19 protein-coding genes are annotated in these 24423 nt (G+C 41.1%); 12 read left to right on the top strand and 7 right to left on the bottom strand.

Going from position 1 to position 24423, the window contains the following annotated elements; translation table 11 throughout:
* Positions 1 to 580: 580 nt before the first annotated feature.
* The 4 genes from G0Q07_RS20930 to folK all read left to right on the top strand — a co-directional run bounded on the left by G0Q07_RS20930 (position 581) and on the right by folK (position 2693).
* Positions 581 to 874, top strand: a complete 294-nt coding sequence (locus G0Q07_RS20930; protein WP_163344274.1) for an SDR family NAD(P)-dependent oxidoreductase — start codon at positions 581 to 583, stop codon at positions 872 to 874.
* Positions 875 to 900: 26 nt separating this feature from the next.
* Positions 901 to 1308, top strand: coding sequence for an SDR family oxidoreductase (locus tag G0Q07_RS20925; protein WP_163344273.1), 408 nt, complete (start codon positions 901 to 903; stop codon positions 1306 to 1308).
* Between the two features lie 4 nt (positions 1309 to 1312).
* Positions 1313 to 1666, top strand: coding sequence for a dihydroneopterin aldolase (locus G0Q07_RS00695; RefSeq protein ID WP_163344272.1), 354 nt, complete (start codon positions 1313 to 1315; stop codon positions 1664 to 1666).
* Between the two features lie 148 nt (positions 1667 to 1814).
* Complete coding sequence (gene folK, locus G0Q07_RS20545) at positions 1815 to 2693, top strand: 2-amino-4-hydroxy-6-hydroxymethyldihydropteridine diphosphokinase (protein WP_246222957.1); 879 nt, start codon at positions 1815 to 1817, stop codon at positions 2691 to 2693.
* Positions 2694 to 2735: 42 nt separating this feature from the next.
* Here the strand turns inward: folK and G0Q07_RS00685 are convergent, their stop codons facing one another.
* A complete protein-coding gene (locus G0Q07_RS00685; RefSeq protein ID WP_163344271.1) occupies positions 2736 to 3503 on the bottom strand; it encodes a beta-phosphoglucomutase family hydrolase in 768 nt (255 codons plus the stop codon).
* Positions 3504 to 3883: 380 nt separating this feature from the next.
* Between G0Q07_RS00685 and G0Q07_RS00680 the strand changes: the two genes are divergently transcribed.
* Complete coding sequence (locus tag G0Q07_RS00680) at positions 3884 to 5278, top strand: tryptophanase (RefSeq protein ID WP_163344270.1); 1395 nt, start codon at positions 3884 to 3886, stop codon at positions 5276 to 5278.
* Positions 5279 to 5287: 9 nt separating this feature from the next.
* On the opposite strand, the gene G0Q07_RS00675 is transcribed toward G0Q07_RS00680, so the two are convergent.
* A complete protein-coding gene (locus G0Q07_RS00675) occupies positions 5288 to 7765 on the bottom strand; it encodes a LamG-like jellyroll fold domain-containing protein (protein ID WP_163344269.1) in 2478 nt (825 codons plus the stop codon).
* Between the two features lie 279 nt (positions 7766 to 8044).
* On the opposite strand from G0Q07_RS00675, the gene G0Q07_RS00670 reads away from it, so the two are divergent.
* From G0Q07_RS00670 to G0Q07_RS00650, 5 genes are read left to right on the top strand one after another with little or no spacing between them, the layout of a single operon-like run.
* Entirely contained in the window at positions 8045 to 9577 is a 1533-nt protein-coding gene (locus tag G0Q07_RS00670) for an SUMF1/EgtB/PvdO family nonheme iron enzyme (protein WP_163344268.1), read from the top strand.
* Between the two features lies 1 nt (position 9578).
* The gene (locus G0Q07_RS00665) at positions 9579 to 10919 is read left to right on the top strand and encodes a Gfo/Idh/MocA family protein (protein WP_163344267.1); all 1341 of its coding nucleotides are present in this window, start codon (positions 9579 to 9581) and stop codon (positions 10917 to 10919) included.
* An 8-nt stretch (positions 10920 to 10927) separates the two neighbouring features.
* Complete coding sequence (locus G0Q07_RS00660; protein ID WP_163344266.1) at positions 10928 to 11845, top strand: glycosyltransferase family 2 protein; 918 nt, start codon at positions 10928 to 10930, stop codon at positions 11843 to 11845.
* Complete coding sequence (locus tag G0Q07_RS00655) at positions 11838 to 13781, top strand: tetratricopeptide repeat protein (RefSeq protein WP_163344265.1); 1944 nt, start codon at positions 11838 to 11840, stop codon at positions 13779 to 13781. The genes G0Q07_RS00660 and G0Q07_RS00655 overlap by 8 nt, the downstream gene beginning before the upstream one ends.
* A 24-nt stretch (positions 13782 to 13805) precedes the next feature.
* Complete coding sequence (locus G0Q07_RS00650) at positions 13806 to 14051, top strand: LPXTG cell wall anchor domain-containing protein (protein ID WP_163344261.1); 246 nt, start codon at positions 13806 to 13808, stop codon at positions 14049 to 14051.
* A gap of 75 nt (positions 14052 to 14126) precedes the next feature.
* Here the strand turns inward: G0Q07_RS00650 and gltX are convergent, their stop codons facing one another.
* Positions 14127 to 15653, bottom strand: a complete 1527-nt coding sequence (gene gltX, locus G0Q07_RS00645; protein WP_163344259.1) for a glutamate--tRNA ligase — start codon at positions 15651 to 15653, stop codon at positions 14127 to 14129.
* Between the two features lie 203 nt (positions 15654 to 15856).
* On the opposite strand from gltX, the gene kbl reads away from it, so the two are divergent.
* On the top strand, positions 15857 to 17044 hold the full coding sequence (gene kbl / locus G0Q07_RS00640; RefSeq protein WP_163344257.1) for a glycine C-acetyltransferase: 1188 nt from the start codon (positions 15857 to 15859) through the stop codon (positions 17042 to 17044).
* A gap of 125 nt (positions 17045 to 17169) precedes the next feature.
* Here kbl and G0Q07_RS00635 read toward each other — a convergent pair whose 3' ends face one another.
* The 4 genes from G0Q07_RS00635 to G0Q07_RS00620 all read right to left on the bottom strand — a co-directional run bounded on the left by G0Q07_RS00635 (position 17170) and on the right by G0Q07_RS00620 (position 22703).
* On the bottom strand, positions 17170 to 17697 hold the full coding sequence (locus tag G0Q07_RS00635) for a hypothetical protein (protein ID WP_163344255.1): 528 nt from the start codon (positions 17695 to 17697) through the stop codon (positions 17170 to 17172).
* A gap of 187 nt (positions 17698 to 17884) precedes the next feature.
* Entirely contained in the window at positions 17885 to 20479 is a 2595-nt protein-coding gene (locus tag G0Q07_RS00630; RefSeq protein WP_203532632.1) for a beta-mannosidase, read from the bottom strand.
* Positions 20480 to 20713: 234 nt separating this feature from the next.
* Positions 20714 to 20902, bottom strand: a complete 189-nt coding sequence (locus G0Q07_RS00625) for a YgaP family membrane protein (protein ID WP_163344254.1) — start codon at positions 20900 to 20902, stop codon at positions 20714 to 20716.
* Between the two features lie 604 nt (positions 20903 to 21506).
* A complete protein-coding gene (locus G0Q07_RS00620) occupies positions 21507 to 22703 on the bottom strand; it encodes a phosphoglycerate kinase (RefSeq protein WP_163344251.1) in 1197 nt (398 codons plus the stop codon).
* 540 nt (positions 22704 to 23243) lie between these two features.
* On the opposite strand from G0Q07_RS00620, the gene G0Q07_RS00615 reads away from it, so the two are divergent.
* Positions 23244 to 24368: a DNA polymerase III subunit gene (locus G0Q07_RS00615; RefSeq protein ID WP_163344249.1), complete on the top strand. Its 1125-nt coding sequence runs from the start codon at positions 23244 to 23246 to the stop codon at positions 24366 to 24368.
* Positions 24369 to 24423 lie beyond the last annotated feature (55 nt).

Raw genomic sequence — 24423 nt, 5'->3', positions numbered from 1 at the left:
TTCGTTCTGATGGTTTTTTTTCATCTCGACAGCTGTCGACATGCTTTTTGACGATCAATTTTCACCCCGACGGCTGTCGGGAACAAATTCAACGGTTTTTTTTGTTGCCGACGCGTGTCGACATTCATTCTGATGGTTTTTTTTCACTTCGACGGCTGTCGACATGCATTTTGACGATCGGGTTTTATCCTTCTTTCGGGCGACTATCGTTCTGATTAATAACCTGAGTTCGACTCTAAATCTTGCCTCAGTTTCTGGAAATTTTTAGCAGAAATTATTGCAGATTTTTGAAGGACTATCGGGATAATTCAAGAAAATATGAAACGATTTATGCAAAAATTAGTAAAACCCGAAAGAAAATACAGAAGTGCACAATCTTTGAACCAAAAATATCTTAAAATAGCCTGCTATTCTTGCCATATTTTTAATCCAAATCTTGCACATTTCTGTATTTCTGAGGTTTATATTTAGAATTGAGCTCAGGTTAATAGCTTCTAATGCAACGAATTTTCCTGTCTTGTTTTGTGAACATAAGTCTGGTCGCCCTGTTTTTATTACAAAAAATTGCTAACTTTTACATATGAATACAACTGCACTAATTACCGGAGCCTCAAAACGTATTGGCCGATCGTTAACTGAACACCTGGCAGAAAAAGGTTGGAATGTGGTGGTGCATTACAACTCATCGGCACAAGGCGCTATCGAACTGGTTGAAGAACTATCATCAAAATATCCCGACCAAAATTTCAAAGCCGTGCAAGCCAATCTTGCCGAAACTGATGAGGTCGTGGCGTTAATACCTAAACTTGCAGCAGAGAATATTATGGTTGATCTTTTGGTAAATAATGCTTCGGTATTTAATCGGGATATATAAAAAGTACATCAATCGAACTTTTTGCCTTGCAGCTGGATGTAAACCTAAAAGCTCCGTTTTTTCTTATCCGCGACTTTGCCAATTATTTTAAAGCCGGTAATATCATTAATTTTGTCGATACGCGGATAACATCGAATGCATCGAATTTTGCAGCTTATTCCATCTCGAAAAAGGCACTATGGGACTTAACAAAAATGGCAGCTTTGGAATTTGCTCCTGACATAAGGATAAATGCCATTGCTCCGGGTGTAACTTTACCCCCCGAGGATGAGGATGAGGACTACCTGGAAAAGCTGGCGCAAGGCATTCCGATGAAAAAACCTGGCGGAGTAGAGCCAATTTTAAAAAGTTTGAATTATATTTTGGAAAACGATCATCTCACCGGACAATTGCTGTTTGCCGACGGAGGAGAAAACCTTGGAAAAAACCTTTAAATATATGGCTAAAATACGTGTTAAAGATTTGCTAATCAGAACTTACATCGGGTTCAACCCCGATGAACTGATAAACAAACAGGATGTACTAATCAACCTTGAAATTGAAACAGATATTCCGGAATCGGCTTTGGAATCAGACGAACCCGAAGATATTTTCAATTACAAAGTGATAACCAAAAAAATAATTGCATTAGTTCAGGAAGGGCGTTTCAAATTATTGGAAGTGCTTACCAAGCGTATTCTCGATACGATAATGGAGGACGAAAAAGTAAAGTGGGCTCGTGTTGAAGTGGATAAACCACATGCCTTACGTTTTGCCGAATCGGTATCGATGGAAATGGAGGCTCACCGTTAACCAATCATGCTATGACTCCAAAGTCATAGTATGAATTAATTTTAAAATGGAATTTGAAAGCGGTCAATATTATCACATTTTTAACCGGGGAAATAGTTCACGAAAGATTTTTTATACAAGAGAAAATTATGTGTTTTTCCTGAGAAAGATGAAGGAGCAATTGGAACCTTATGTCTCTTTTGTTTCCTGGTGTTTAATGCCCAATCATTTTCATTGGGTGGTTTTTGTTCATCGTAATAGTCATACGATCACTATGAGTGATGGTATGACAAAGGAGCGTTCACTCAATTATTCAATTGGGATTCTACTTCGTTCTTATACGCGAACCATTCAAAAACAACAAAATATTACTGGATCACTTTTTCAGCAACATACAAAAGCTAAGCCTCTGGTTGATGAGATTAAAATAGACCCTTCTTATTGGATTACTGAATTTGGAACCGAAATCAATTGTGCAGAAGGTAAAAGCTATTTAGCAACTTGTGTTGAATATGTTCATCTAAATCCGGTTATTGATGGATTGGTGGTAAGGGCTGAAGATTGGAAATTTTCATCAATGCTCGATTATTTAGGAATGAGGAAAGGAAAACTGATAGATTTTGAATTGGTACGTCGGGAAAAGCTGATTGATACCCTCACTTCGAGTGAGAGCATCAACATTGTAATCGTTGGCATAGGCTCAAACATTAATGCCGATGAAAATATCGCCACAATGCTTGAAATATTGAACCAAGAGGTGAAAGTACTTCAGATTTCGTCCATGATAAAAACCAAGCCCATTGGAATGGAAAACCAAGCAGATTTTACAAATGGTGCTGTTAAAATTAGCACCGAATTGGATAGAGCTAATCTGAAAAAGCTACTCAAACAAATTGAAGACCGGATGGGACGTAATCGGACGGGGCCTAAATTCGGACCTCGTTGTATCGATTTGGATATTGTTGTATGGAATGGAGAGGTTGTTGATGACGATTATTATACGCGCGATTTTTTGCAGAAGAATGTTGCCGAACTATTAGAATCATAGCATGACTTCAAGTCATGCTATGATTAGTGTGTGACATTGTATCTATTTTTTATTCTTTAAAAACAGTTCGTTTAAACCTGAAATTCCTCCAACTTCTTCAAGGTCGGTAACCACAAAATCAGCACCACCAGCAGCCAACTCTCTTTCGTTGTTTTCGCTGGCAATACCAAGTGTTAAGCCAAATTTGCCTTTAGCACCTGCCTGAACTCCCGAAACAGCATCTTCAACAACAATGGCTTTTGCCGGAGTCGATTCAAGCATATCGCATGCAGTGGTAAAAATATCCGGTTCAGGTTTGCCGTGTAATCCCAGTTCTGCCGAAACAACGCCATCAACACGGGCACCAAATATTTTTAGCAAGTTTACAGCTTCTAAAACAGGTGCGCAGTTTTTACTCGAGGAAGCCACTCCCAGTTTTATACCTGCTTCCTTCAAATCATTTAGCATTTTAGCTGTCGAATCGTATACTTCAACCCCATCGCGATCAATAACTTCATTAAATGCTTCATTTTTGCGGTTGCCCAATCCACAAACGGTTTCCAGGCGCGGCGCATCAGAAGGATCTCCAAGTTCCATGATAATTTTTCGTGACTCTAAAAACGATGCTACTCCTTTATAGCGTGGCTTACCATCAACAAAGGAAAGGTAGTCGCTCTGCGTAAATTCTTTAAACGTTCCCCCTGTTTCTTCAGCGTGTTTTAGCAGGTATTCATCAAACATCTTTTTCCATGCTGCAGCGTGCGTTATGGCGGTTTTAGTTATAACACCGTCCATATCGAAAATAACCGCTTCAAATGCTAAGTTTCCCATTTTTTATTCATTTTTCTTATTTGAGGCAAAATAAGACATTTCTTACACACGAGACTTTAAAAATGTATAAAACTGATATTTATCGTGTTGCAAATCAACGCAAGCTCATTAAATTTGTAGCGTAGTAAAACTAAAAAGTCATGATTAAATTTTTAATGGCTATCTACCTCCACAATAGAAGTTTCCTGAATATCAAAAACAGGGACGCTTACACGATTCTATAATTCTTTGCATTCGTCATGCTGAAATTGTTTCAGCATCTTAGAGATGAGATTCCGGAACAAGTTCGGAATAACGTTCTATATCATTCTAATATAATTTCGGATAGAATATTTCTGTTGTCTTTTAACCTGAAAATCTATCCATCAAAAACAAGAATTATGGAATTGCCATTTGCAGAATCATATAAAATTAAGATGGTGGAACCCATCTATAAAAGTACGCGCGAACAACGCGAAGAGTGGATAAGAAAAGCAAACTTCAACCTTTTTAACTTAAGAAGCGAGCAGGTTTTTATAGACTTATTAACCGACAGTGGAACGGGCTCTATGAGCCAGAATCAGTGGGCAGCAATTATGACCGGCGACGAAAGTTATGCCGGATCATCGTCGTATTACCATTTAAAAGATGCAATTAAGAACATACTCGGTTTTGATTATTTTCTTCCTACGCATCAGGGGCGGGCAGCTGAGAATGTTTTGTTCTCAGTACTGGTAAAAGAAGGAAATGTGGTTCCCGGAAACAGTCATTTTGATACCACAAAAGGACACATTGAATACCGGAAAGCATCGGCCGTTGATTGCACTATTGACGAGGCTTTTGATACGGAATCGTTGCATCCGTTTAAAGGTAACATAGATTTGGAAAAACTGGAAGCTGTTTATTCAACGCATCCGGTGGAGCAAATTCCTATGGTTATTGTTACACTTACCTGTAACACTTCGGGCGGGCAACCCGTGTCGATGCAAAATTTACGGGATGTGCATGCATTGTCGAGAAAGTACGGTGTAAAATTGGTGTTCGACTCGGCGCGATTTGCAGAGAACGCCTGGTTTATTCAGCAACGCGAGGATGAATATCGAAACAGCAGTATTAAAGAAATTGTGGCCGAGATGTTTTCGTTTGCCGATGCGATGACCATGAGTAGTAAAAAAGACGGCATTGTAAATATTGGCGGTTTTATTGCCATGAAAGATGAACAGTTATTAAAAGATGCTTCGGTTTACAATATCATGTTCGAAGGGTTTAACACTTATGGCGGAATGGCCGGACGTGATATGAATGCGCTGGCTGTTGGCTTGGATGAAGTAACAACGGGTTATTACCTCGAAAACCGTATTCAGCAAGTGGCATATTTGGGTAACCGATTCATAGAATGGGGCATTCCGGTGCAAAAACCCATTGGTGGCCATGCTGTTTTTGTTGATGCCAAAAAGTTTCTGGGGCACGTTCCCAAAGAGGAATACATTGCACAAACCCTGGCCATTGAACTGTATCTTGAGGCAGGAGTTCGTGGTGTAGAAGTAGGAACTTTACTTGCCGATCGTGATCCGCAAACACGTAAAAATCGTTACCCTAAACTGGAAATGCTACGTTTGGCGATTCCACGACGTACCTACACCAATAATCACATGGATGTGGTAGCGGTGGCATTAAAAAATATTTTCGATCGCCGGGAAGGTATTGATCACGGTTACCGCATTAAAAAAGAAGCACCAATTATGCGGCATTTTTCTGTGGAGCTGGAACATGCTGAAAGAGGCGTGAATAAATAAGGAAGATCGTTAAAGCTGATTGGAATAATAATGGGTGAATTCTTTGAATTTCATTGAAAAGGATTCGCCCATCGTTTTTTCATATTTTGAACAGAATGATTCGAAATTGAATTTGGCCAGGTGCAAGTTATTTGCTTTTTGCAAAGCCCAAATTTGCAGGTAAAGAGCTTCTTCGTTCAGGTCGTCGTAATCCAAAATTCGCTGCGATACTTTTTCAACTTCTTTGGGTTTGTTTTCTTTTTTGTAATCAGACGCCAGTTTTAATAGGTTGTCAATCACCTGGTTGCCGGTAAAACCTCTGATCTCGTCAAGCCAGGGCCAATCGGCGCCTTTTAAAAGCCGGCCTTTTTTTACCAAATGGAAAAACAACTGCAACTGTTGCCGAGACATTCCTTCAGGTATCTTGCAAAGATTATAAGCTTCCACATAGTCGCAGAAAAAGTCTTCCGAAAGATTTAAATGCAGATAACCGTTCTGAGAGGTAATTTCTACTTTGTTGAAATGTGCCAGAATCTTGCGTAATTTATTGAGTGTAACCGCTCGGTTGTTGGCTATTTTTTTAGGTTCAATTCCATGCCAGAGTGTTTCGTTAATATCGGGAATAGGCGCCCCGATTCCATTCTTCAGGCTTTGGATCAGGGTGTAAATAAATAGTTCACGTACTTTTGGTGTGAAAAGATCAGAAACGTCTTCGTTTTTGTTATTAATTGCCTTGAATTCGCCAAAAAGTTGAATCTGATTCTTTGTTGGTGTATCAGGTTTGTTTACCAATATCGACTGTTTTCTGGCGGTTATTTTTCGTAGTAGAACAAAAATGAAAACCAGGAAAACAAATGCAATGGAGATTAAGATTATTACAATCGTTTTGGTTGAAAGTAAGGCCGATGAGGTTTCCTTCGATTCATAACTGATTTCTTCGTCAAGTGCCAGTCGGTTGATTTCCTCGTAACCCAGCGGGCGGTTCCAGATGTGCAGGTTGTCGATATAGCCTCTAAGGCTGGCTCCGCCAGAGAGAGCACTGCCAATAAAAATGTCGTTGGTGCCGGAATAGGGCGGGTGACCATCAGAACCACCAACATACTGGCCATTAACAAAAATTGCTTGTTGGCCGGTTTCCAGAATATAGCGCCACGTGAGGTGGTACCATTTATTGCTTTCAAGCAGTTCTTCCGACATAAAATCGTTGGCCCAAAGTCCAAAATAGGGATGCCCTGACCGCAAAACGAGGTGAAGGCCCCGTCGATAACCCTGTTCATCGTTTCCCAGAATAGCATTGTCGCCAAACTCAAGAATATCGATAAATTTCACAAAACAACTAATTGTAAAACTACTGTTCGGTAAGCCGTATAGTTCAGGATGACCAAGGTTTACATTGGAATTTTCCGGCAAACGAAGCACGGCTCCCTGGTCAATGTCCTGGCTAAAAGTGTATCCGTTTCCGTCAAAAGTACGCTCGGGATTAACCACATCCAACAGCTCATTATCGAAATGAAAACTGGCCACCAAACTTCGGTTCAGATCCAGTGGAGTTGCCAGTATTGAATACTGTTCGGGTTTTACCATCTCGGCGGTAATAGTAAGTTGCGAGGGTTTTAAACTGAACCCAGGAACAAAGGGCGTTAATATCATCTCTTCGCCACCTCGAATGGGGAAACTGAATTTTCCGCCGGTAATTAATGTCTCGGCATTTTTCCAGAAAACACGTTCAAAGTTTTTTCCTACTGTTCTTACTTGTCCTTTTACTGCCTCAAAAGAATTCAGTTGCTCTATAATGAAACCAAAATTGTAAATGCTGTTTTCAACAAAGATAAAATTGGGTTTCTTGCCATACTTCGTCCAGCTTTCAAGCAGAAAGTTAATGTACTCGGGATACAGATTCCGGTTTACCAGCGATGTAGAAACACCTGTTGGTAATCGATCAAAATTCCTGATATTGAAGAGCTCTTTATTGATATTCGACTCCTGTTTCAGAATGGCAGAATTTGGAGTGATCTGGCTTGCTCCGATTTCAAGCGCATAGTTGGAGGTTTCGTGCAAAATCCGGCTTTCATTTTGTAACTCGCCTTCAACAAAAAATATTACCCGGCGGTTGGCCTGCACCAGGTATTCTAACGATGGCCACCTTTCGCCCTGTGGCAAGTAGAATATCTGATCGGAAAGGCTGGAGGTATTTATTACCGAATCAAGAACATGTGCATTACCTGAAAAATTAATGAATACCGGAATGACCTTAGATTCTTCTTCTTGAAGCAGAAGTTCTATCTTTTCAAGAATAGCAGAAAACGGAATCCGGCTGTCTTTTAAATTGATTCCTTTAGTATCGGAATCAACCGTTAATTCAATCCCTGTCCAGTTATTGTCTTTTATAAAGTCTAAAAGCCGGTTGTTTCGGAATTCTGCCGGTGTTAATTGTCCGATCAAAAATGAGTTGTCGGCAAAATCATTGGCATAGCTCTGTAAACAAAAAGCAAGTCCTGTAAAAAGCAATAAGAATAGCTTTAATCTTATTGTAAGCAGCAGCTTATATGTTCTTTTAATCTTTGTGATAGTGTCCTTAATTTGATATTATTTTCAGCCCAAATATATTAAAATATACCGAAAACAATATTTTTTTCAATAAAAATAACGACTTGTAAAAACCTTTTTAATCAATAACTTACAAAATAAATTAAGATAAAATTAAGACGTCGTTAAGACACTTTTAGCATGAATATTAAGGTGAAACTAATTTCGCGCGCGTATAATTGTGGTTTAAATTGAAAAGGAATGACCGATAAGACGATTAAACGTAAGCATTACATGCTGTTTATTGCGGGAGGGCTGAGTGTAATACTCTTTTTGCTGTTATTTAATAAAACAGTTCACTATACTTCTACGAACGAATTTTGTAATTCATGTCATGTTCATCCACATGCCGAAACCAGTTGGAAACTTTCCGTTCATCATAATACTCCCAGTGGAGTTTCAATTAAATGTGTCGATTGCCACTTGCCACCCGAGGATCAAACCGCTCGTTTTTTAACCCGGAAAGCTTATCACGGATTTCATGATTTTTATGCTTACCTGACAATGGATCCGGAAGAGATTGATTGGGCAGCAAAACGATCTGTTGAAGCATCAAAACATTTTGTTTACGAAGACGGTTGTTTAAAATGTCATACGAATATGTTTCCGTCAACACTAAACGAGCAGGGTTCCCAGCAACATATAAAATATATTCGCGATCCGGAAAATAATTCATGTATGCAGTGTCATCACGATGTGGGGCATTACCGTGGAGAAACCAACTTGCTGGTTGGTTTGGAAGAAACTGTTGACCCAACAGAGATATACACCGAACCTGCTGAAGTAAAAGCATTTGAAACTTTCGAAGAGCAAATTCCCGGAACGGCAGTATCATTCAAAATGATCGCTATTCCGGGAGGTCAGTTTAAAATGGGTAGCCCGGCAGACGAACCTTATCGCGAAAGGGATGAAGGTCCGGTACGTGATGTAGAAGTGAATAATTTCTGGATGGGCGAAATCGAGGTTTCGTGGAATGAATACCTGGCTTTTTTTACGGCTACCGGCTCGCAGGGAAGGAAAGAAGCTGTTGAAGTTGATGAGGAAACCGATGGCGTTTCGGGGGCAACACCACCTTGGGGAGCTCCCGATCAGGGATGGGGAAAAGGAACACGTCCGGCCATTACGATGAGTCACCATGCGGCACAAACTTATTGCCGCTGGTTGAGCCAGGAAACCGGAAGAAACTACCGTTTGCCAACCGAGGCAGAGTGGGAATATGCAGCACGTGGAGGAACACAAATGCCTTATTTCTTCGAGGGATCGCCAAAGGATTTTGAAGCTGATGGTTTTATAAAGAAATTATTTGGTAGCAACAAAGAGGTAATTAACAAGTATGTGGTTTCTCACTTAAACAGTCCGAATAAAACGCAGCAACCCGATGTGGTTGAGGCCAATCCTTACGGCCTGAAAAATATGTTGGGAAATGTAGCTGAGTTCTGCCTCGATTATTACGACCCGCAGGTATATGGTAAATATCCAAAAGGCGTGGTGAAAAATCCGAGAGGACCGCGTAACGGAATGGAACACGTGGTTCGGGGAGGATCGTTCCGTAACTCGCCAAAAGATTTACGTGTGGCAGCACGCGATTTTACAAAAACCGAAGCATGGTTGGTTACCGATCCGCAAATACCAAAAAGTATTTGGTGGTACTCTGATACCAAAAGTGTTGGTTTCAGAGTGGTTTGCGAGTACGACGAAGAAATGATTACAACAGAAAAAATTAAATCAGAATAAAATGAATAAAGATCAACTATCGCGCAGGAATTTTCTGGAGAAATCAGCACTAATCGGTGCTGCCGGAGTAATTGGTTTAAATGCACTGAGTTCTTGTAAAAACACAACAAAAGAGGTTGATTACGAGTTTCCTCCCTTGCTTGATCAGGCTCCTGACGGAAAAGAATTAAAAGTAGGATTAGTAGGTTGCGGAAACAGGGGAACCGGTGCCGCGTTAAACTTTTTGGCTGCCGGACACGGTTTGCACCTGGTAGCACTTGCCGATGTGTTTGAAGATAAGGTTTGGGATTGTCGCGATAAATTGTTAAAACAACGTGTTGAAGTGCCAGAGAAAAATTGTTTCTGGGGGTTTGATGCCTATAAAAGTTTGCTGGATGTGGATTTGGATGTGGTAATTTTAGCTACTCCGCCGCATTTCCGCCCCATGCATTTTGATGCTGCCGTACAGGCAAAAAAACATGTATTTCTTGAAAAACCCGTTTGTGTTGATCCGGTAGGAGCACGCCAGATTATGGCCACTGCAAAAAAAGCAGAGAACATTGGTTTGTCGGTTATTACCGGCACGCAGCGTCGCCACAGCCGCGATTACGTGGAAACTTATCGTCAGGTAGCATCGGGTGCTATTGGCGATTTGGTAGCTGCAAAAGCTTATTGGTTGCAGTCGCACGTTTGGTTTCGCACCCGCGAAGAAGGATGGAGCGATATGGAATACATGCTACGTAACTGGAACAGTTTCTGTTGGTTAGGTGGCGATCATATTCTGGATACACACGTGCACAATATTGATATTGTAAACTGGTTTATGGGAAGAACACCCGAATCAGCAGTTGGTTTTGGTGGACGTCATCGAAGGTTGACCGGCGATCAGTACGATTTTTTCAGCATCGACTTTGATTTTGGAAAAGGTATATCGTCGCACAGTTTCTCACGCCAGATAGATGGTTGTGCCAACCAACTCGGCGAAGTAATTATGGGAACCGAAGGATATACCAACTGTAAAAACACGATTTTTAATCACGATGGTTCGGTAAAATGGACTTATGATTATCCGAAAAATAAAGATGGGCGTTCAACCGGAGTTGTGGCCGTTTCTCCTTATGTGCAGGAACACATTCACCTGGTAACTTCTATCCGTACAAATAAACCGGTGGTTGAGGCGCACCGTACTGCTGAGTCTACACTTACAGCCGTAATGGGCCGAACTGCCGCTTACACCGGGCAAAAAGTAACCTGGGAAGAAATGATGACTTCGAACGAAAAACTCGGACCCAAAAAGTACGAAATGGGCCCGGTTGATATGGAATTCCCAGTACCAAAACAAGGAACGCAACATAAAGCATAAATCAGAATATGAGACTATCAGTTGTCATACCATTATTTAACGAAAGCGCCGTGTTATCGCGGTTAATTGCCGAAGTATACCAAAGTTTGGTGGCGCTGGGTGAAGCTTTCGAAGTAGTGTGTGTTGACGACGGAAGTTCAGACGATACGCTTCAGCAACTTCTTCAGCTAAAAGGTGAGAAGCCGGAATTGAAAGTTGTGGCCTTATCAAGAAATTTTGGTTTACAGCCTGCCATTGCTGCCGGATTGGAATACACCAAAGGCGAGTTTGTGGTGGTTATGGATGGCGATCTGCAGGATCCGCCGGAACTGATAAAAGATCTTTTCCAAAAAATACAAGAGACAAAAGGTGATGTGGTTTCGGCTGTTCGATCGGAACGTGGCGAAAAGTTTAGCAAACGCTTTTACATCAATGTTTTTCATAAGATATTCCGGAATATTTCGGAAGAAGCGCAGATTGAGCAGGCGGGTAACTTTTGTATCATGAGCCGTAGAGCTGTTTCTGCCATTCTGAAATTTACAGAGCATAACCGCTATTTTCCGGGTATCCGGAATTTTATCGGTTTTCAGCATGATACAATTGTTTACGATCGCCCGGAGCGCGCTGACGGTATTGCCAAAATGAACAGCAGAAAATTGTTCTCACTGGCGGCCGATGCCATTTATTCGTTCTCGAAATGGCCCATAAAACTATGTTTATACCTGGGTTTGCTGGGCGTGGTGGTGTTTTTATTAGCAATTATTTACGCGCTGGTTTCAAAATTTGCAGGACTGGCACCCTTCGGTTGGTCATCCACATTTTTAGCTATCAGTTTTTTTGGTTCGGTGCAGCTTACCTTTTTGGGGCTCATCGGCGAATACGTTTACCGCATTTACAAAGAGGTGCAAAAGCGACCTGTTTACCTGGTGAAGGAGGTTTATGAATAAATTAGTTGACATATTAACGGCACGCAACGTGTTTCGCATCAGCTTGTTTGTAGCTGCTGTGATCTTGCTGTCGTTAGCGCCAAAAGCGGCTGTTAATGTCGACGAAATGTTGCATTATCCACATGCTAAGCGTGTGGTAAACTGGTATTATACTGGTGGAGAAGATGCATCTTGCCTTAATACTCCTGTTCACAACTTAAAATATTATGGCCAGTCGGTTGATAATCTAACTGCATTAATTAATCGTGTATTCTCCATCGAAAATGAATTTTTAACCCGGCATTTTACCGGAGCTGTATTTTTCTTTTTGCTTTTATTGTTTGCCGGTTTACTGGGTAAAGAAATAAGTAACTCATACTGGGTGGCGGCAACCGTTGTGTTATCGCTGATGCTCACACCGCGTTTGTTTGGGCAGGCATTTGGCAATTTAAAAGACATTCCTTTTGCAGTCAGTTATGTTGCCGGCATATATTTCATCATAAAGTATTTAAAACAATTTCCGAAAGTAAACTGGAAAACAGTGATCGGCCTTGGCTTGGCTATTGCTTTTGCCTGTTCAGTACGGATAGGCGGATTAATATTGTTTGTTTATTTGGGAGTGGGAATTGTGATCGTAATTCTTTCGAAGCCTTTTTTACTTAAATATATCGTTTCAACTAAATCTTGTTTTGTAAGGTTAATGGGCCAGTGGCTTGTAATAGCCCTTTCAGGGTATTTCCTTGGACTATTATTCTGGCCCTATGCCTTGCAAGATGTGGTGCGTCATCCGCTCGAAAGTTTGTCGGTGATGGAGCACTACAAAATCAGTATTAAACAGTTGTTCGAAGGCGAGGTAATCTGGAGTTCATCGCTTCCGTGGCACTACCTGCTAAAATGGATTTTGATAGCAACACCCGAGTTTATATTGCTTGGGGTACTATACTTTATAGCCTTTTTAACCTATAAATTTTCTAAACCTGGAAGCGAACAACTCAGTATTGAGTTGTTCGTCTTTTTTACACTGCTTTTCCCGGTAGTGTATGTAATTTTAATTGGATCGAATCTGTATAGCGGACTGCGTCAAATGTTGTTTGTTGTTCCGGTAATGGTAGTTTTGGCTGTTAGTGGTTTATTTCAGCTAATAAATCTGGACATCCGAAAGAGAATAAAAATTCCGGCAGTAGCCCTGTTTTTTGTATTAATGATTTTACCCTTTCAGCATCAGGCGAAAACTTTTCCTGCCGATTATATTTATTTTAATGCTATTTCCGGCGGGAATAAAGCTGCATGGAGTAATTACGAGTACGATTATTATTTTCATGGAATAAAAGAGGCTACTGATTTCTTGATCTCCGAAATTGGTGATGACGAAGCGGTTGTGGCGATGAATTGTCAGTTGCCGAATTATTTTGAAAAGATAGCGAATATCGATTTTCAATATTCGCGCTACCTCGAACGAAGTTCGGCAGATTGGGACTACGCATTGTTTGGGGTGAATTACATTCATCCGTATTTGCTGAAAAACGATACCTGGCAGTCGACACGAATTGTAAAGACTTTTTACCACAAAGGCAATCCGCTGGTGGTGCTGTTAGAAAGGAAATCGAAGGATGATTATAAAGGGATCGACCTTTTGAAACACAGAGAATGGGATGATGCCGAAATTTTATTAAAAAAGGAACTGGAAACCGACCCAAATAATGTTTGGATGTTTGTAAATTTGGCGAATTTAAAATTAGCGCAGCGCAATTATGCTGAGCTTGACAAATTGTTGGAAGATGGCAGAGCAATACATCCTTATTACGAGCCGTTGTTTTTGCTTGAAGCGCAAAAATTCTTTGATCAGGGAAAATTTGAAGAGAGTTATACTGTTTTGGAGGAGTTGATGGAGGTGAATCCACGCTACAAAAATGCGGCACCACTATTGAAGAGAGTGAAGGAGAAATTAAATAAGTAATATCAATAATTAAAATTTAGAGAGATGAAGAGAGTTATTGCAATGATCGGGTTGTTTATTATAAGTTTACCAACGATGTTGCTTATGGCGCAAGACCAGGGAACATATATTGATAACTTGGGAGCTCAGGACAGTTCGTATTTGGAAGAGGCTCCGCTTACCGGAGTTGAACAGGCATCAGGTTCAAACACAACTGTAATTATTATTGTTGTTGCAGTTGTAGTTATTGCGGCGGCTGTTTTCTTTTTTATGAAGAAAAAGAAAAAGTAATTAAGGATAGAAATCTGATCACAAAAAAAACCGGCTTGGTTAAGGCCGGTTTTTTTATGGTATAATCGTTATCTCTTAAATTTTTTCAATTGCCGTTTTTATGCGGGCAATGCTTTCTTCTTTTCCCAGCAGTTCGCAAATTACAAACAGATCGGGCCCCATATTTCCTCCAACCAGCGCCAGGCGCAGCGGATTCATAATAGTGCCAAATCCCCATTCTTTTTCGTTCATAAATGCTGAAAAAGCATCTTTTATTGCATCTGCTTTCCAGTTGTCAACCGTTTCAAAAACGTTTACTATTTCAGTCAATTGGTTCGGCGTATTTTCTTTCCAGCGTTTTTTTACTGTTTTAGCATCGTACTCTGTTGGCGCTTCAAAAAAGTAACTGCTCTGATCCCAAAGATCGGCAACAAATTCGCAGCGCTCTTTAATTTCGGCAACCACCGCTTTTGTTTTTTCGTCTGAAGCTTCAATTCCTTTTTCAGCAAGTACCGGCATAAATAATTCAGCAAGTTCATCAACCGATTTTTCCTGGAAATAATGTTTGTTGAACCACTTGGCTTTTTCCGGATCAAAACGTGATCCCGATTTCACTACTCGTTCCAAACTAAAGATTTCTCCCAGTTCTTCCAGCGAGAAAAATTCCTGCTCTGTTCCCGGGTTCCAGCCCAATAATGCCAGCAGGTTGATAAATGCCTCAGGGAAATAACCGTCTTCGCGGTATCCGCGCGAAACATCGCCGGTTTTAGGGTCGGTCCACAACAATGGAAATACCGGGAATCCCAGTTTGTCGCCATCGCGTTTGCTGAGTTTGCCTTTTCCAACAGGTTTTAAGATTAGCGGGAGATGCGCAAATCGTGGTTTGGTAGCCTCCCAACCCAGGGCTTTGTACAATAAAACGTGAAGAGGCATCGATGGCAACCACTCTTCGCCACGAATCACGTGCGAAATCTCCATCAAATGATCGTCGACCACATTAGCAAGGTGATATGTTGGCATACCATCCGATTTAAAAAGCACCTTGTCGTCTAGACTTTTTGTGGTGTTAAAAGTTACGTTGCCACGAATCAGGTCGTCCTCTGAAACGTCGGTATCTGCAGGCATTTTAAAACGAATTACATAAGCTTCGCCTGCAGCTATTTTTTGCTGAACTTCTTCTTCCGATAATTTGAGCGAGTTGTTCAGGTTGTCGCGCGTGGCAATTCCGTACGAGAAAGTTTCCTTGTTTGCTTCTGCCTCTTTGCGCAAAGCATCAATCTCTTCGGCGGTATCAAAAGCATAATAAGCCCAGCCGCTTTCTACCAGCTGATCGGCATATTTTTTATACAACTTTTTACGCTCGCTCTGACGATATGGGCCAAAATCACCATCGATACCTGGTCCTTCAACCGGTGTTAATCCGCACCAGTTCAGGCTTTCAATAATATAATCTTCGGCACCCGGAACAAAACGGGTTTGATCGGTATCTTCAATTCGGAGTATAAATTCGCCACCATGTTTTTTGGCAAACAGGTAATTAAATAAGGCTGTTCGCACACCGCCCATATGCAATGGCCCGGTTGGACTTGGGGCAAATCGTACCCGTACTTTTTTGTCGCTCATTCTGTCGTTTATTTATTCGCTGCAAAGATAGAAGAAAATAGTGATCAGTTGGCAGGGGCAGTAAGCAGTTTTACTGAAGTAACTTTTGAGCTTGTTCTGCAAACAGGAACCGATTATTGTCAACCTGAAATTTCTGTCTTTTATCAATGTTTAATCGTGCAGCTTTCCATTACTTTGTGTAAAGTTTAAAAACAATTGAAATCATGTACGGAAAAATAAAAAACGATCTACGAAACACCCTCGAAGAGTTGAAAGAGCAGGGACTATATAAAAGCGAACGGATCATCACCACTTCGCAAAGCTCTGAAATTTCTGTGTCGTCCGGAGAATCGGTACTGAATTTTTGTGCCAACAATTACCTTGGACTGGCTAACAATCCAGAGGTGGTTAAAGCGGCTCAGGATATTATGAACGAATGGGGATTTGGCCTTTCATCCGTGCGTTTTATTTGCGGAACACAATCCATTCACAAGTATTTGGAAGAAAAGGTTTCTGAGTTTTTGGGAACTGAAGACACGATTTTATACTGTGCCTGTTTTGATGCCAACGGTGGAGTTTTTGAGCCACTCTTAGGTGCTGATTCTGCCATTATTTCGGATGAGTTAAATCATGCCTCGATTATTGATGGAGTGCGTTTGTGTAAAGCACAGCGTTTTCGTTACAAACACTCTGATATGGCGGAGCTGGAGCAATGTTTGAAAGATGCTTCGGGTGCAAAATACCGCCTGATTGTAACTGACGGAGTGTTCTCAATGGACGGAGATATTGCCAACTTGCCCGAGATTGTTAAGCTGGCCAAAAAGTATGATGCACTTGTAATGGTTGACGATTCGCATGCAACAGGCTACATCGGAAAAACCGGCCGTGGTACTGCCGAGCATTACGATTTACTGGGCGAAATTGATATTATAACAACCACTTTCGGAAAAGCCATGGGTGGAGGAAACGGAGGATGTACTTCGGGACGTCGCGAGATTATCGATATGTTGCGTCAGCGCTCGCGTCCGTATTTGTTCTCGAATACTTTAGCACCGGCAACAGTTGGAGCAACGTTAAAAGTAATTGAAATACTTTCGGGAGGAGCCGAGCTACCTGCCAAAACGATAGAAAATGCACAACATTTCCGCAGTAAAATGGAAGGCGCCGGTTTCGACCTGGTAAAAGGCGATACGGCCATTGTTCCGGTAATGGTTTACGACGAGCCGCTGGCTATAAAATTTGCCGACAAACTGTTAAAAGAAGGCGTTTATGTTATCGGATTCTGTTTTCCGGTTGTGCCTCGCGGAAAGGCCAGGATCAGGGTTCAGCTTTCAGCGGCACACTCACCCGAGGAAATAGATCGGGCTGTTGCAGCCTTTATTAAAGTTGGAAAAGAATTGGGGATTATCTAAATAACTATTTCATTTCGAAGGAGGAACGACTGAGAAATCTGTTACATCAGAGATTTCAAGTGACAGATTTCTCTCTTCGTTCGAAATGACATACAGTTTAAACTCATCCGCGAAATGGTTTAAAACTATTTTATCCCCCGAATAGATTGTGTTGAAATATCCTGGCCAATTTTATCAGCTGCTTTTTTGAATTGTGCAGCAGTTATTGCTTCCACAAATATCCCGATAGATCCGCCAGAATTGTGAATCCCAAATTCAGCAATCGCATTGTATTTATCTTCTCCATCCCGCTCCTCCCGAAAGACCGCTGAGAAATTTTCGTTTTTGATTTTTGAAATGCCCCTGAATTTTATAGAGAAAAATCCTTCGGTTCCCTGGTAGTAGTACTTTTTGTTTTTAGGGTTGTAGGTGGCTTTGGTCATCGTTTGGTGTTTGGGTTTTTCCTTGATGTATTTCCCCTCCTGTTGCGGAAAAACCAAAAGTAACTTGTAGCTGCCCTCGTCGAGATGTTTAAAGCTCACCTTGCCTTTTTCGCCGGTAGCCTGAAAAGCAATTAACTGGCCTCCTTTTTCCAGGTACACCTCAGTATTTTCGGCCGGTTTGCCAATAAAAATGGAGAAAATGGTAAAAAAGAGTGCAATAAATAAATTCATATTGAGCTTAAAGTTGGGGAAATTGGAGTTGAATAGGAATGTGCGTGTGGATTTGTTTTAAACAGTGGGATGTCAACAACGCGAACCTAAATACCGATTGATGAGAAGTCATGTTGAGCGAAGTCGAAACATCTCGTTTGTTAAGATTCTTCGACTTCGCTCAGAATGACCTTCAAAATATCATCGTTTAAAAAGCATCATCCAAAGTGCGAATACTCAACACTTCATTTAACTTCTCTTCCGAAATATCAGTTTTTAAATTGATCGACACCTTTTCGTTCGGTAGCAGATCAAAATAATTGTCGGAGAAGAAACCTTCTTCATCACCCATTTGCAGGTAAAGATTTTTAGCCAGCTTATCGGTTTTTAAAACAATGTCAAAACCGTTGTCGGCTTTTGTAATGGCATACTCAACTTGCGGCGCTTTAACGCTCAGGTTTTTAAATGGCAGGAAGTAATAATGGTTTTTCGAAAGTACTTTGCCATTTTCAACCAGCTCGGTGGTGAATACAACGTTTTTCAGATTTCTTCTGTATTTGTATCGCCACTCGTTTTTATTGACATCAAAATAGTCGTCGCTTGAATTGGCAGGAATATCAATCAGGTGAGCTTCTTCCCAAATCACCTGTCCATCGAAATCTACCATTTGCATGCGAAGCTCAGCTTCAATAGGCTCCAGTCGGTCGTTAACAATACCTACTTTAAATTTGACTCCTTCTTCGTAAGGACTAGCCAGAACCTGACTAAAACCTTTTTTCACGTAGTACTGCAACGCCTTCCAGTTTTGGTAGTAGTCGGTTGAACTCCACGAAGCCACCGGCCAAACATCGTTGATCTGCCAATACAAACTTCCCATACAGAAAGGCATTGCACGGCGGTGACCTTCCAGACCGAATTTAATTCCGTCGGCTTGCAACACGTGGTTTACATACAGAAACGATTCAAAATCTTTTGGCTTTTTATATTCCTGAAGCATGTAATATTCAATGGTTCCGTTACCGATTGATGAACGCTGGTGCGATTTCATCACTTCCGAGTAGATATCGTAATCTTCGGGCTCAGCATATTTTCGTACTGTCGCCATTTCTGGGAAACTCTGGAATCCGTATTCGCTCATAAAACGCGCCAGGTGTGTGGCGTAAGTGCTGAACGGCTCTTTGCCCCACCAAACACCCCAGTAATGTTCGTCGCCATTAACAAGGTCGGCTTGTACGCCAAGACCCGATGATGGACTTGATCCCCAATAACTGCGCGAAGGGTCGTATTCATCAACCACATCAGGTAAGGTTTTATGGAAAATATCAACATAAGCCTGCCATACTTTTTCTGGTACATCGTCGCCCTGATCTGCAGCAATTTTTTTCCACCCCCAAGTGTTCCAGGCGGTAAGAATTTCGTTGTTTCCACACCACAAAGCTATTGATGGATGATTGCGTAAACGTTTTACATTGTCAATCGCTTCGTGTTTAATATTTTCAAGAAATTCCGGATTATTGGGGAACATGGCGCAGGCAAACATAAAGTCTTGCCAAACCAGAATTCCGTTCTCATCGCAGAGTTCGTAAAAAATATCGTTTTCGTAAATTCCGCCACCCCAAACGCGCAGCATGTTGTTGTTCGAGTTTTTAGCTGTTTCAACCACTGTGCGGTAATTTTCATCAGTAACTCGAGGAATGAACATATCGTTCGGGATGTAGTTGGCACCTTTCATAAATACCGGGTGCCCGTTCAATTTGAAATAGAACGAAGTACCATCGTCGTCATTTTCGCGCACCAGTTCAAGGGTGCGAATTCCGATTCGGGTATCTTCAGCTACCGTGCGGCCTTTCACATCCAAAACTCCGGAAAGATTGTATAAATGTGCTTCTCCCAAACCGTTGGTCCACCATAGTTGTGGATTGGCAATTTCAAAATCAACTGAATATTTATTTATCCCCGGAGTAAGATTAATATCGCTTGATGCAAGACTTTGACCGTCGTTATTGATGGTAATTGCAGCTTTTGCTTTTTTCACCGCATCCACCTCGAAAACAGCTGTAAATGTTGCTTTCTCGTCAGAAACTTCGTGTTGTACTATTTGAAGGTTTTCAATAGTTGCATTGTCCCACGCTTTCAGGTAAACAGGTTTCCAAATTCCGCTGGTAACCAACCGTGGGCCCCAGTCCCAACCATAATGATAACCCGCTTTACGTGTGTAGATACTTACTCGTTTGTTGCCTTCCACTTCTCCGCGTTCCGCTTGGTCGTTCTCGGCTCCCGGATACACAAATTCGTTGGCATTGTATTTTTCCAATCCTTCCTTTATTGGCGAGCGAAAAACAATGTGCATCTCATTTTCGCCCTCTTTTAACAGATTTTTTACATCAATCTGCCATTCGCGAAACATGTTATCGGCGGAAAGAACTTTCTCTCCGTTCACAAAAACATCGGCGTATGTGTCGAGTCCTTCAAAATCGATAACAACTTTATCGCGCTTCAGGAATGATTTATCAACCATAAAAGTGCTTTTGTATTCCCAATCCGTTTTATCAATCCACTGCTGATCCAGTTCGTTCAAACGATAAAAAGGATCCTCAATCTTTTCGTTGGCTAGCAGATCGGTATGTACTGTTCCCGGAACTGTGGCCGGCAACCATTCGTCCTCACCCACCTGGTTGAAAGTCCAGTTGGTGTTTAGTTCTTTTTGTATCATAAGGTTGGGGTCGGATTCATTAGTTGTACAAGCTACCGAAAAGAGCAGCGCAAAAATGGCCAGAAGTGGCCAACGGCTAATTGCATTCATAGTATTATAGTTTATTAGTTTTCAAAATTGATAAAAACACGAGGAATAACCTAGAGATAAGCCCCAAATATATTCAAAATTCTCGTTCCTGAGAACCTATGTGTATTAAATACAATAAGAAAATGTGGAGTAATAATTAAAACAAGTGGTACCAATTTATAATAAGCGATAGCTACAGACAAATTAGTAATGCAGAAGGGAGGGGTTTTTTATGAATGTTGTATGGTATTCGAATTATTCGTTTTTTCCGGTTGTTGAAATATTAAAAGGAAAATACAAAGGACAAAATTTAAAAAGTCCGGTAGCTAAAGGAACAATACCAATCAATCCCCACCAGCTGTCGAATATAACGCCAACAATGGCAATTATCAATCCTGCAATAATTCGTATTAACCTGTCGACTGATCCTACGTTACATTTCATTTTTTCTGTTTTAAAGTTTGTTATCAAACAGTTGATCGAGGCTTTATGTTCAAAATTGTAGATTTCGTTATTCTGTCGATAAAATATCAAAATTAGTGGTTATAAGTAGCTTTTGTCTTTATGCCAGACGGGCAGTTCTTTTTCCATTCGATGAAAAGGAACCAAAAATCTTGTTAAAAAAAACCTTTGCGTTTTTTCAAAGCGGCTGATTAGCCCGAATGGCGGATTTTTGACGAGCCCGCACCAGATATGCCCTAAAGTCCGCCTTCGAGAAAAAGTGTTAAGAAAATAGATGGAGAGCGCGTTAAAAATCAAGTCTGTTTGACACTCGTTAGACCTGAAGAATGAAGGGCTAAAAGGAGGAGTTTCTTGATTTTAGTGAAAGGAATTTATTTTTAGCTTTTTATCGTCAGCGGTGGCTTTTTTGAATACTTTTTCAGCTATAGGAAAAAGTATTTTCCGTCTGAAACAATTATAAAGCTTTTCAGGACTCGTGATCAATTCTAAGGTTTGTAGAGTAAAGAATTTTGTTCAAATTGACATTCATAAAAAAAAACCTGGTCCGAAAACGAACCAGGCTTTTCAAAAGTATTGTAGTTTCTTATTATTCGCCACGAACAGCAGCAACCCCAGGAAGTGTTTTTCCTTCAAGGTATTCCAGTAGTGCTCCACCGGCAGTAGAGATGTACGAAACGCCATCGGCAAAACCAAACTGGTTAACAGCAGCTACAGAGTCGCCACCACCAACAAGCGAGAATGCACCATTTTTTGTTGCTTCAACAACGGCTTCACCAATCTCTTTTGTGCCTTTAGCGAAAGCTTCCATTTCGAAAACACCAATTGGGCCATTCCAAAGAATCGTTCCTGACTTTTCAATTACTTTTTTAAAGCTTTCAATGCTGTCAGGGCCGGCATCTAATCCCATCCATCCGTCAGGAATTTCGCCTACCGGAAGAATTTTTGTGTTGGCATCGTTGCTAAAAGCATCGGCAGCAAGAACATCGCTGGCCATGTATAAATTCACGCCTTTTTCTTTCGCCAGTTTCTCAATATTCAACGCTGTTTCCAAAAAGTCATCTTCACAAATTGAGCTACCTACTTTGCCGCCATGTGCTTTAATAAAGGTAAATTTCATTCCGCCACCTAAAATCAGGTTGTCTACTTTGTCGAGCAGGTTTTCGATGATGGTGATTTTTGACGACACTTTAGCTCCTCCCATAATTGCTGTAAGCGGACGTTGTGGTTCTTTTACTACTTTATCCAAACTTTTAACTTCGCTCTCAATCAGGTAGCCAAACATTTTGTCGTTCGGGAAAAACTTTGCAATAACAGCTGTTGAAGCGTGTGCACGGTGAGCAGTACCAAAAGCATCATTCACCCAGCAGTCGCCGTTTTCGGCTAATTTAGCCGCAAATTCTTCGTCGCCTTTTGTTTCTTCTTTGTAAAAACGAAGGTTTTCCAGAATCAGCACTTCACCCGGTTTTACATTCTCTGCCATTGCCTTTACCTCGTCGCCAATACAATCAGGAGCAATTTTTACCGTAGCACCATCAAGCAACTCGCTCAGGTGATTTACCAATGGTTTCAGCGAGAATTTTTCTTCCGGACCGTTTTTCGGACGGCCAAGATGCGACATAATGATTGGCGAACCACCACCCTCTATAATTTTCTTAATTGTAGGAAGCGCGGCACGCATGCGTGTATCGTCGGTAATCTCAAAATTCTCGTTTAAAGGCACGTTGAAATCAACGCGGATAAGAGCTCTCTTTCCTTTAAAGTCATAGCTGCTAATAGTTTGCATGATATTTTATTTTTTTAGTGTTTTTTGAAAAATTCAACCAAAGATAAAAATTAATAGCTCGAAAAAACAGTGGATTTTTCAGGCTTTTCATAATTTAATGTTGCGGTAAGATTTAGTGGAGTGTTGGAAGGGTTGGATATTAGAATATTAGAATGATGAATAGAGGAGTATTGGAATTAGAAATGATGAGCATTTGATTTGCGAATGCAGATTAACGATTTTAGATTGCAGAAGTGGGAAGAAAGTTTACAGTTTTATCATTTAAGAACAGAATAATTTAAAAAGGTATAAATTGGCAATAGGCAAATAGCAATAGGCAAACAGATAAACCTTCAATAGTTTTTGAAACCTTGAAGTATTTAAATCCTAATGTTTTTTATGTGTCTATTGTGGTTCAGTTCTTTGTGTCTTTGCGTCTTCGTGTTAAAAGATTTCTACCACAAAGAAGATTAGCTCGAAGCTAGTGGCTCGTGGCTCCAAACTTTGCCAACTGTATTTTGCATATTGCCAACTTTCAGAATTAAGTGCTATTTTTGGCTTATGTTTTTTAAAGATGTAGTAGGACAAGACAATATAAAAAGCCGCCTTATTCGGTCGGTTCAGGAACAACGAATCAGTCACGCACAATTATTCTCCGGTCCGTCGGGAGTTGGCAAGCTGGCCATGGCTTTGGCCTATGCGCAGTATGTTTCGTGTAAAAACCGTAGCAAAACCGATTCGTGCGGCACCTGCCCGTCGTGCCACAAATACCAAAAACTGGCACACCCCGATTTGCATTTTGTGTTTCCGATTTTTAACGCCAAACAGTTTAACAAACCGGTTAGCGACGATTTTCTTCCGCAGTGGCGCGAGAAGGTACTGGCAAATCCGTATTTTGAATTAAGCGGCTGGTTAGGCCACATTGATGCCGGAAATGCCCAAGGCGAAATTTACGAACGCGAAAGCGAATCGATCCTGCGAAAACTGAACCTCAAATCGTTTGAATCGGAGTTTAAAGTGATGATTATTTGGTTGCCCGAGAAGATGAACATCGCCTGCTCGAACAAACTCCTGAAAATGATTGAGGAGCCACCAAGCAAAACACTATTTATTTTGGTAACCGAAAACGAGGAAGGTGTTATTGGCACCATTCGTTCGCGGGCACAACTGGTAAAATTTCCTTTTGTCGATAATCAATCCATTCAAAATGCGATGCGGCAAATTGAGGGCGTTAATCCGGAGATTATCCCTGATGCGGTTCATCTGGCTTCGGGAAGTTATTTGAAAGCACTGAATTTTTTATCGCCATCGGAGGACGAGCAGTTTTATTTTCAGAAATTTCAGGAAATGATGCGATTTGCATACAAGCGCGAGGTGAAAGAACTGATTGACTGGGCTGATGAAATGGCAAAGATTGGCCGCGACAAACAAAAAGCCTTTTTTGCAGCTGCCTTGCGTTTGGTGCGCGAGTATTTTGTATCGAACATGAAACGCAGCGAAATTGTGTATATGAACCGCGCCGAAAAAGAGTGGGGCAAAAAGTTCGCACCTTTTATTAACGAGCGCAACATTGTGGCTTTTGCCGACGAATTTGAACTGGCCATAAAACACATTTCCATGAACGGTAATCCGCGCATTGTTTTTATGGATACCGGGTTGCGTATGGTGCGGCTGATTAAACGGTAAAGTTATGTGTTTCTCATGCCCTATGCGGTTCTGCACCGCTTAGTACATACAAGTA

The sequence above is a fragment of the Draconibacterium halophilum genome, from assembly GCF_010448835.1.
Taxonomy (GTDB): Bacteria; Bacteroidota; Bacteroidia; order Bacteroidales; family Prolixibacteraceae; genus Draconibacterium; species Draconibacterium halophilum.
This window is presented reverse-complemented; position numbering and strand designations above follow the sequence as displayed.

Bases quoted from the DNA above. Each gene is read 5' to 3' on its own strand.
- G0Q07_RS00655 (WP_163344265.1), top strand. From the start codon at position 11,838: ATGAATAAATTAGTTGACATATTAACGGCACGCAACGTGTTTCGCATC.
- G0Q07_RS00650 (WP_163344261.1), top strand. From the start codon at position 13,806: ATGAAGAGAGTTATTGCAATGATCGGGTTGTTTATTATAAGTTTACCA.
- G0Q07_RS00660 (WP_163344266.1), top strand. From the start codon at position 10,928: ATGAGACTATCAGTTGTCATACCATTATTTAACGAAAGCGCCGTGTTA.
- gltX (WP_163344259.1), bottom strand. From the start codon at position 15,653: ATGAGCGACAAAAAAGTACGGGTACGATTTGCCCCAAGTCCAACCGGG.
- kbl (WP_163344257.1), top strand. From the start codon at position 15,857: ATGTACGGAAAAATAAAAAACGATCTACGAAACACCCTCGAAGAGTTG.
- G0Q07_RS00615 (WP_163344249.1), top strand. From the start codon at position 23,244: ATGTTTTTTAAAGATGTAGTAGGACAAGACAATATAAAAAGCCGCCTT.
- G0Q07_RS00625 (WP_163344254.1), bottom strand. From the start codon at position 20,902: ATGAAATGTAACGTAGGATCAGTCGACAGGTTAATACGAATTATTGCA.
- G0Q07_RS00680 (WP_163344270.1), top strand. From the start codon at position 3,884: ATGGAATTGCCATTTGCAGAATCATATAAAATTAAGATGGTGGAACCC.
- G0Q07_RS00670 (WP_163344268.1), top strand. From the start codon at position 8,045: ATGACCGATAAGACGATTAAACGTAAGCATTACATGCTGTTTATTGCG.
- folK (WP_246222957.1), top strand. From the start codon at position 1,815: ATGAAGGAGCAATTGGAACCTTATGTCTCTTTTGTTTCCTGGTGTTTA.
- G0Q07_RS00695 (WP_163344272.1), top strand. From the start codon at position 1,313: ATGGCTAAAATACGTGTTAAAGATTTGCTAATCAGAACTTACATCGGG.
- G0Q07_RS00635 (WP_163344255.1), bottom strand. From the start codon at position 17,697: ATGAATTTATTTATTGCACTCTTTTTTACCATTTTCTCCATTTTTATT.
- G0Q07_RS20930 (WP_163344274.1), top strand. From the start codon at position 581: ATGAATACAACTGCACTAATTACCGGAGCCTCAAAACGTATTGGCCGA.
- G0Q07_RS00630 (WP_203532632.1), bottom strand. From the start codon at position 20,479: ATGAATGCAATTAGCCGTTGGCCACTTCTGGCCATTTTTGCGCTGCTC.
- G0Q07_RS00620 (WP_163344251.1), bottom strand. From the start codon at position 22,703: ATGCAAACTATTAGCAGCTATGACTTTAAAGGAAAGAGAGCTCTTATC.
- G0Q07_RS00685 (WP_163344271.1), bottom strand. From the start codon at position 3,503: ATGGGAAACTTAGCATTTGAAGCGGTTATTTTCGATATGGACGGTGTT.
- G0Q07_RS00665 (WP_163344267.1), top strand. From the start codon at position 9,579: ATGAATAAAGATCAACTATCGCGCAGGAATTTTCTGGAGAAATCAGCA.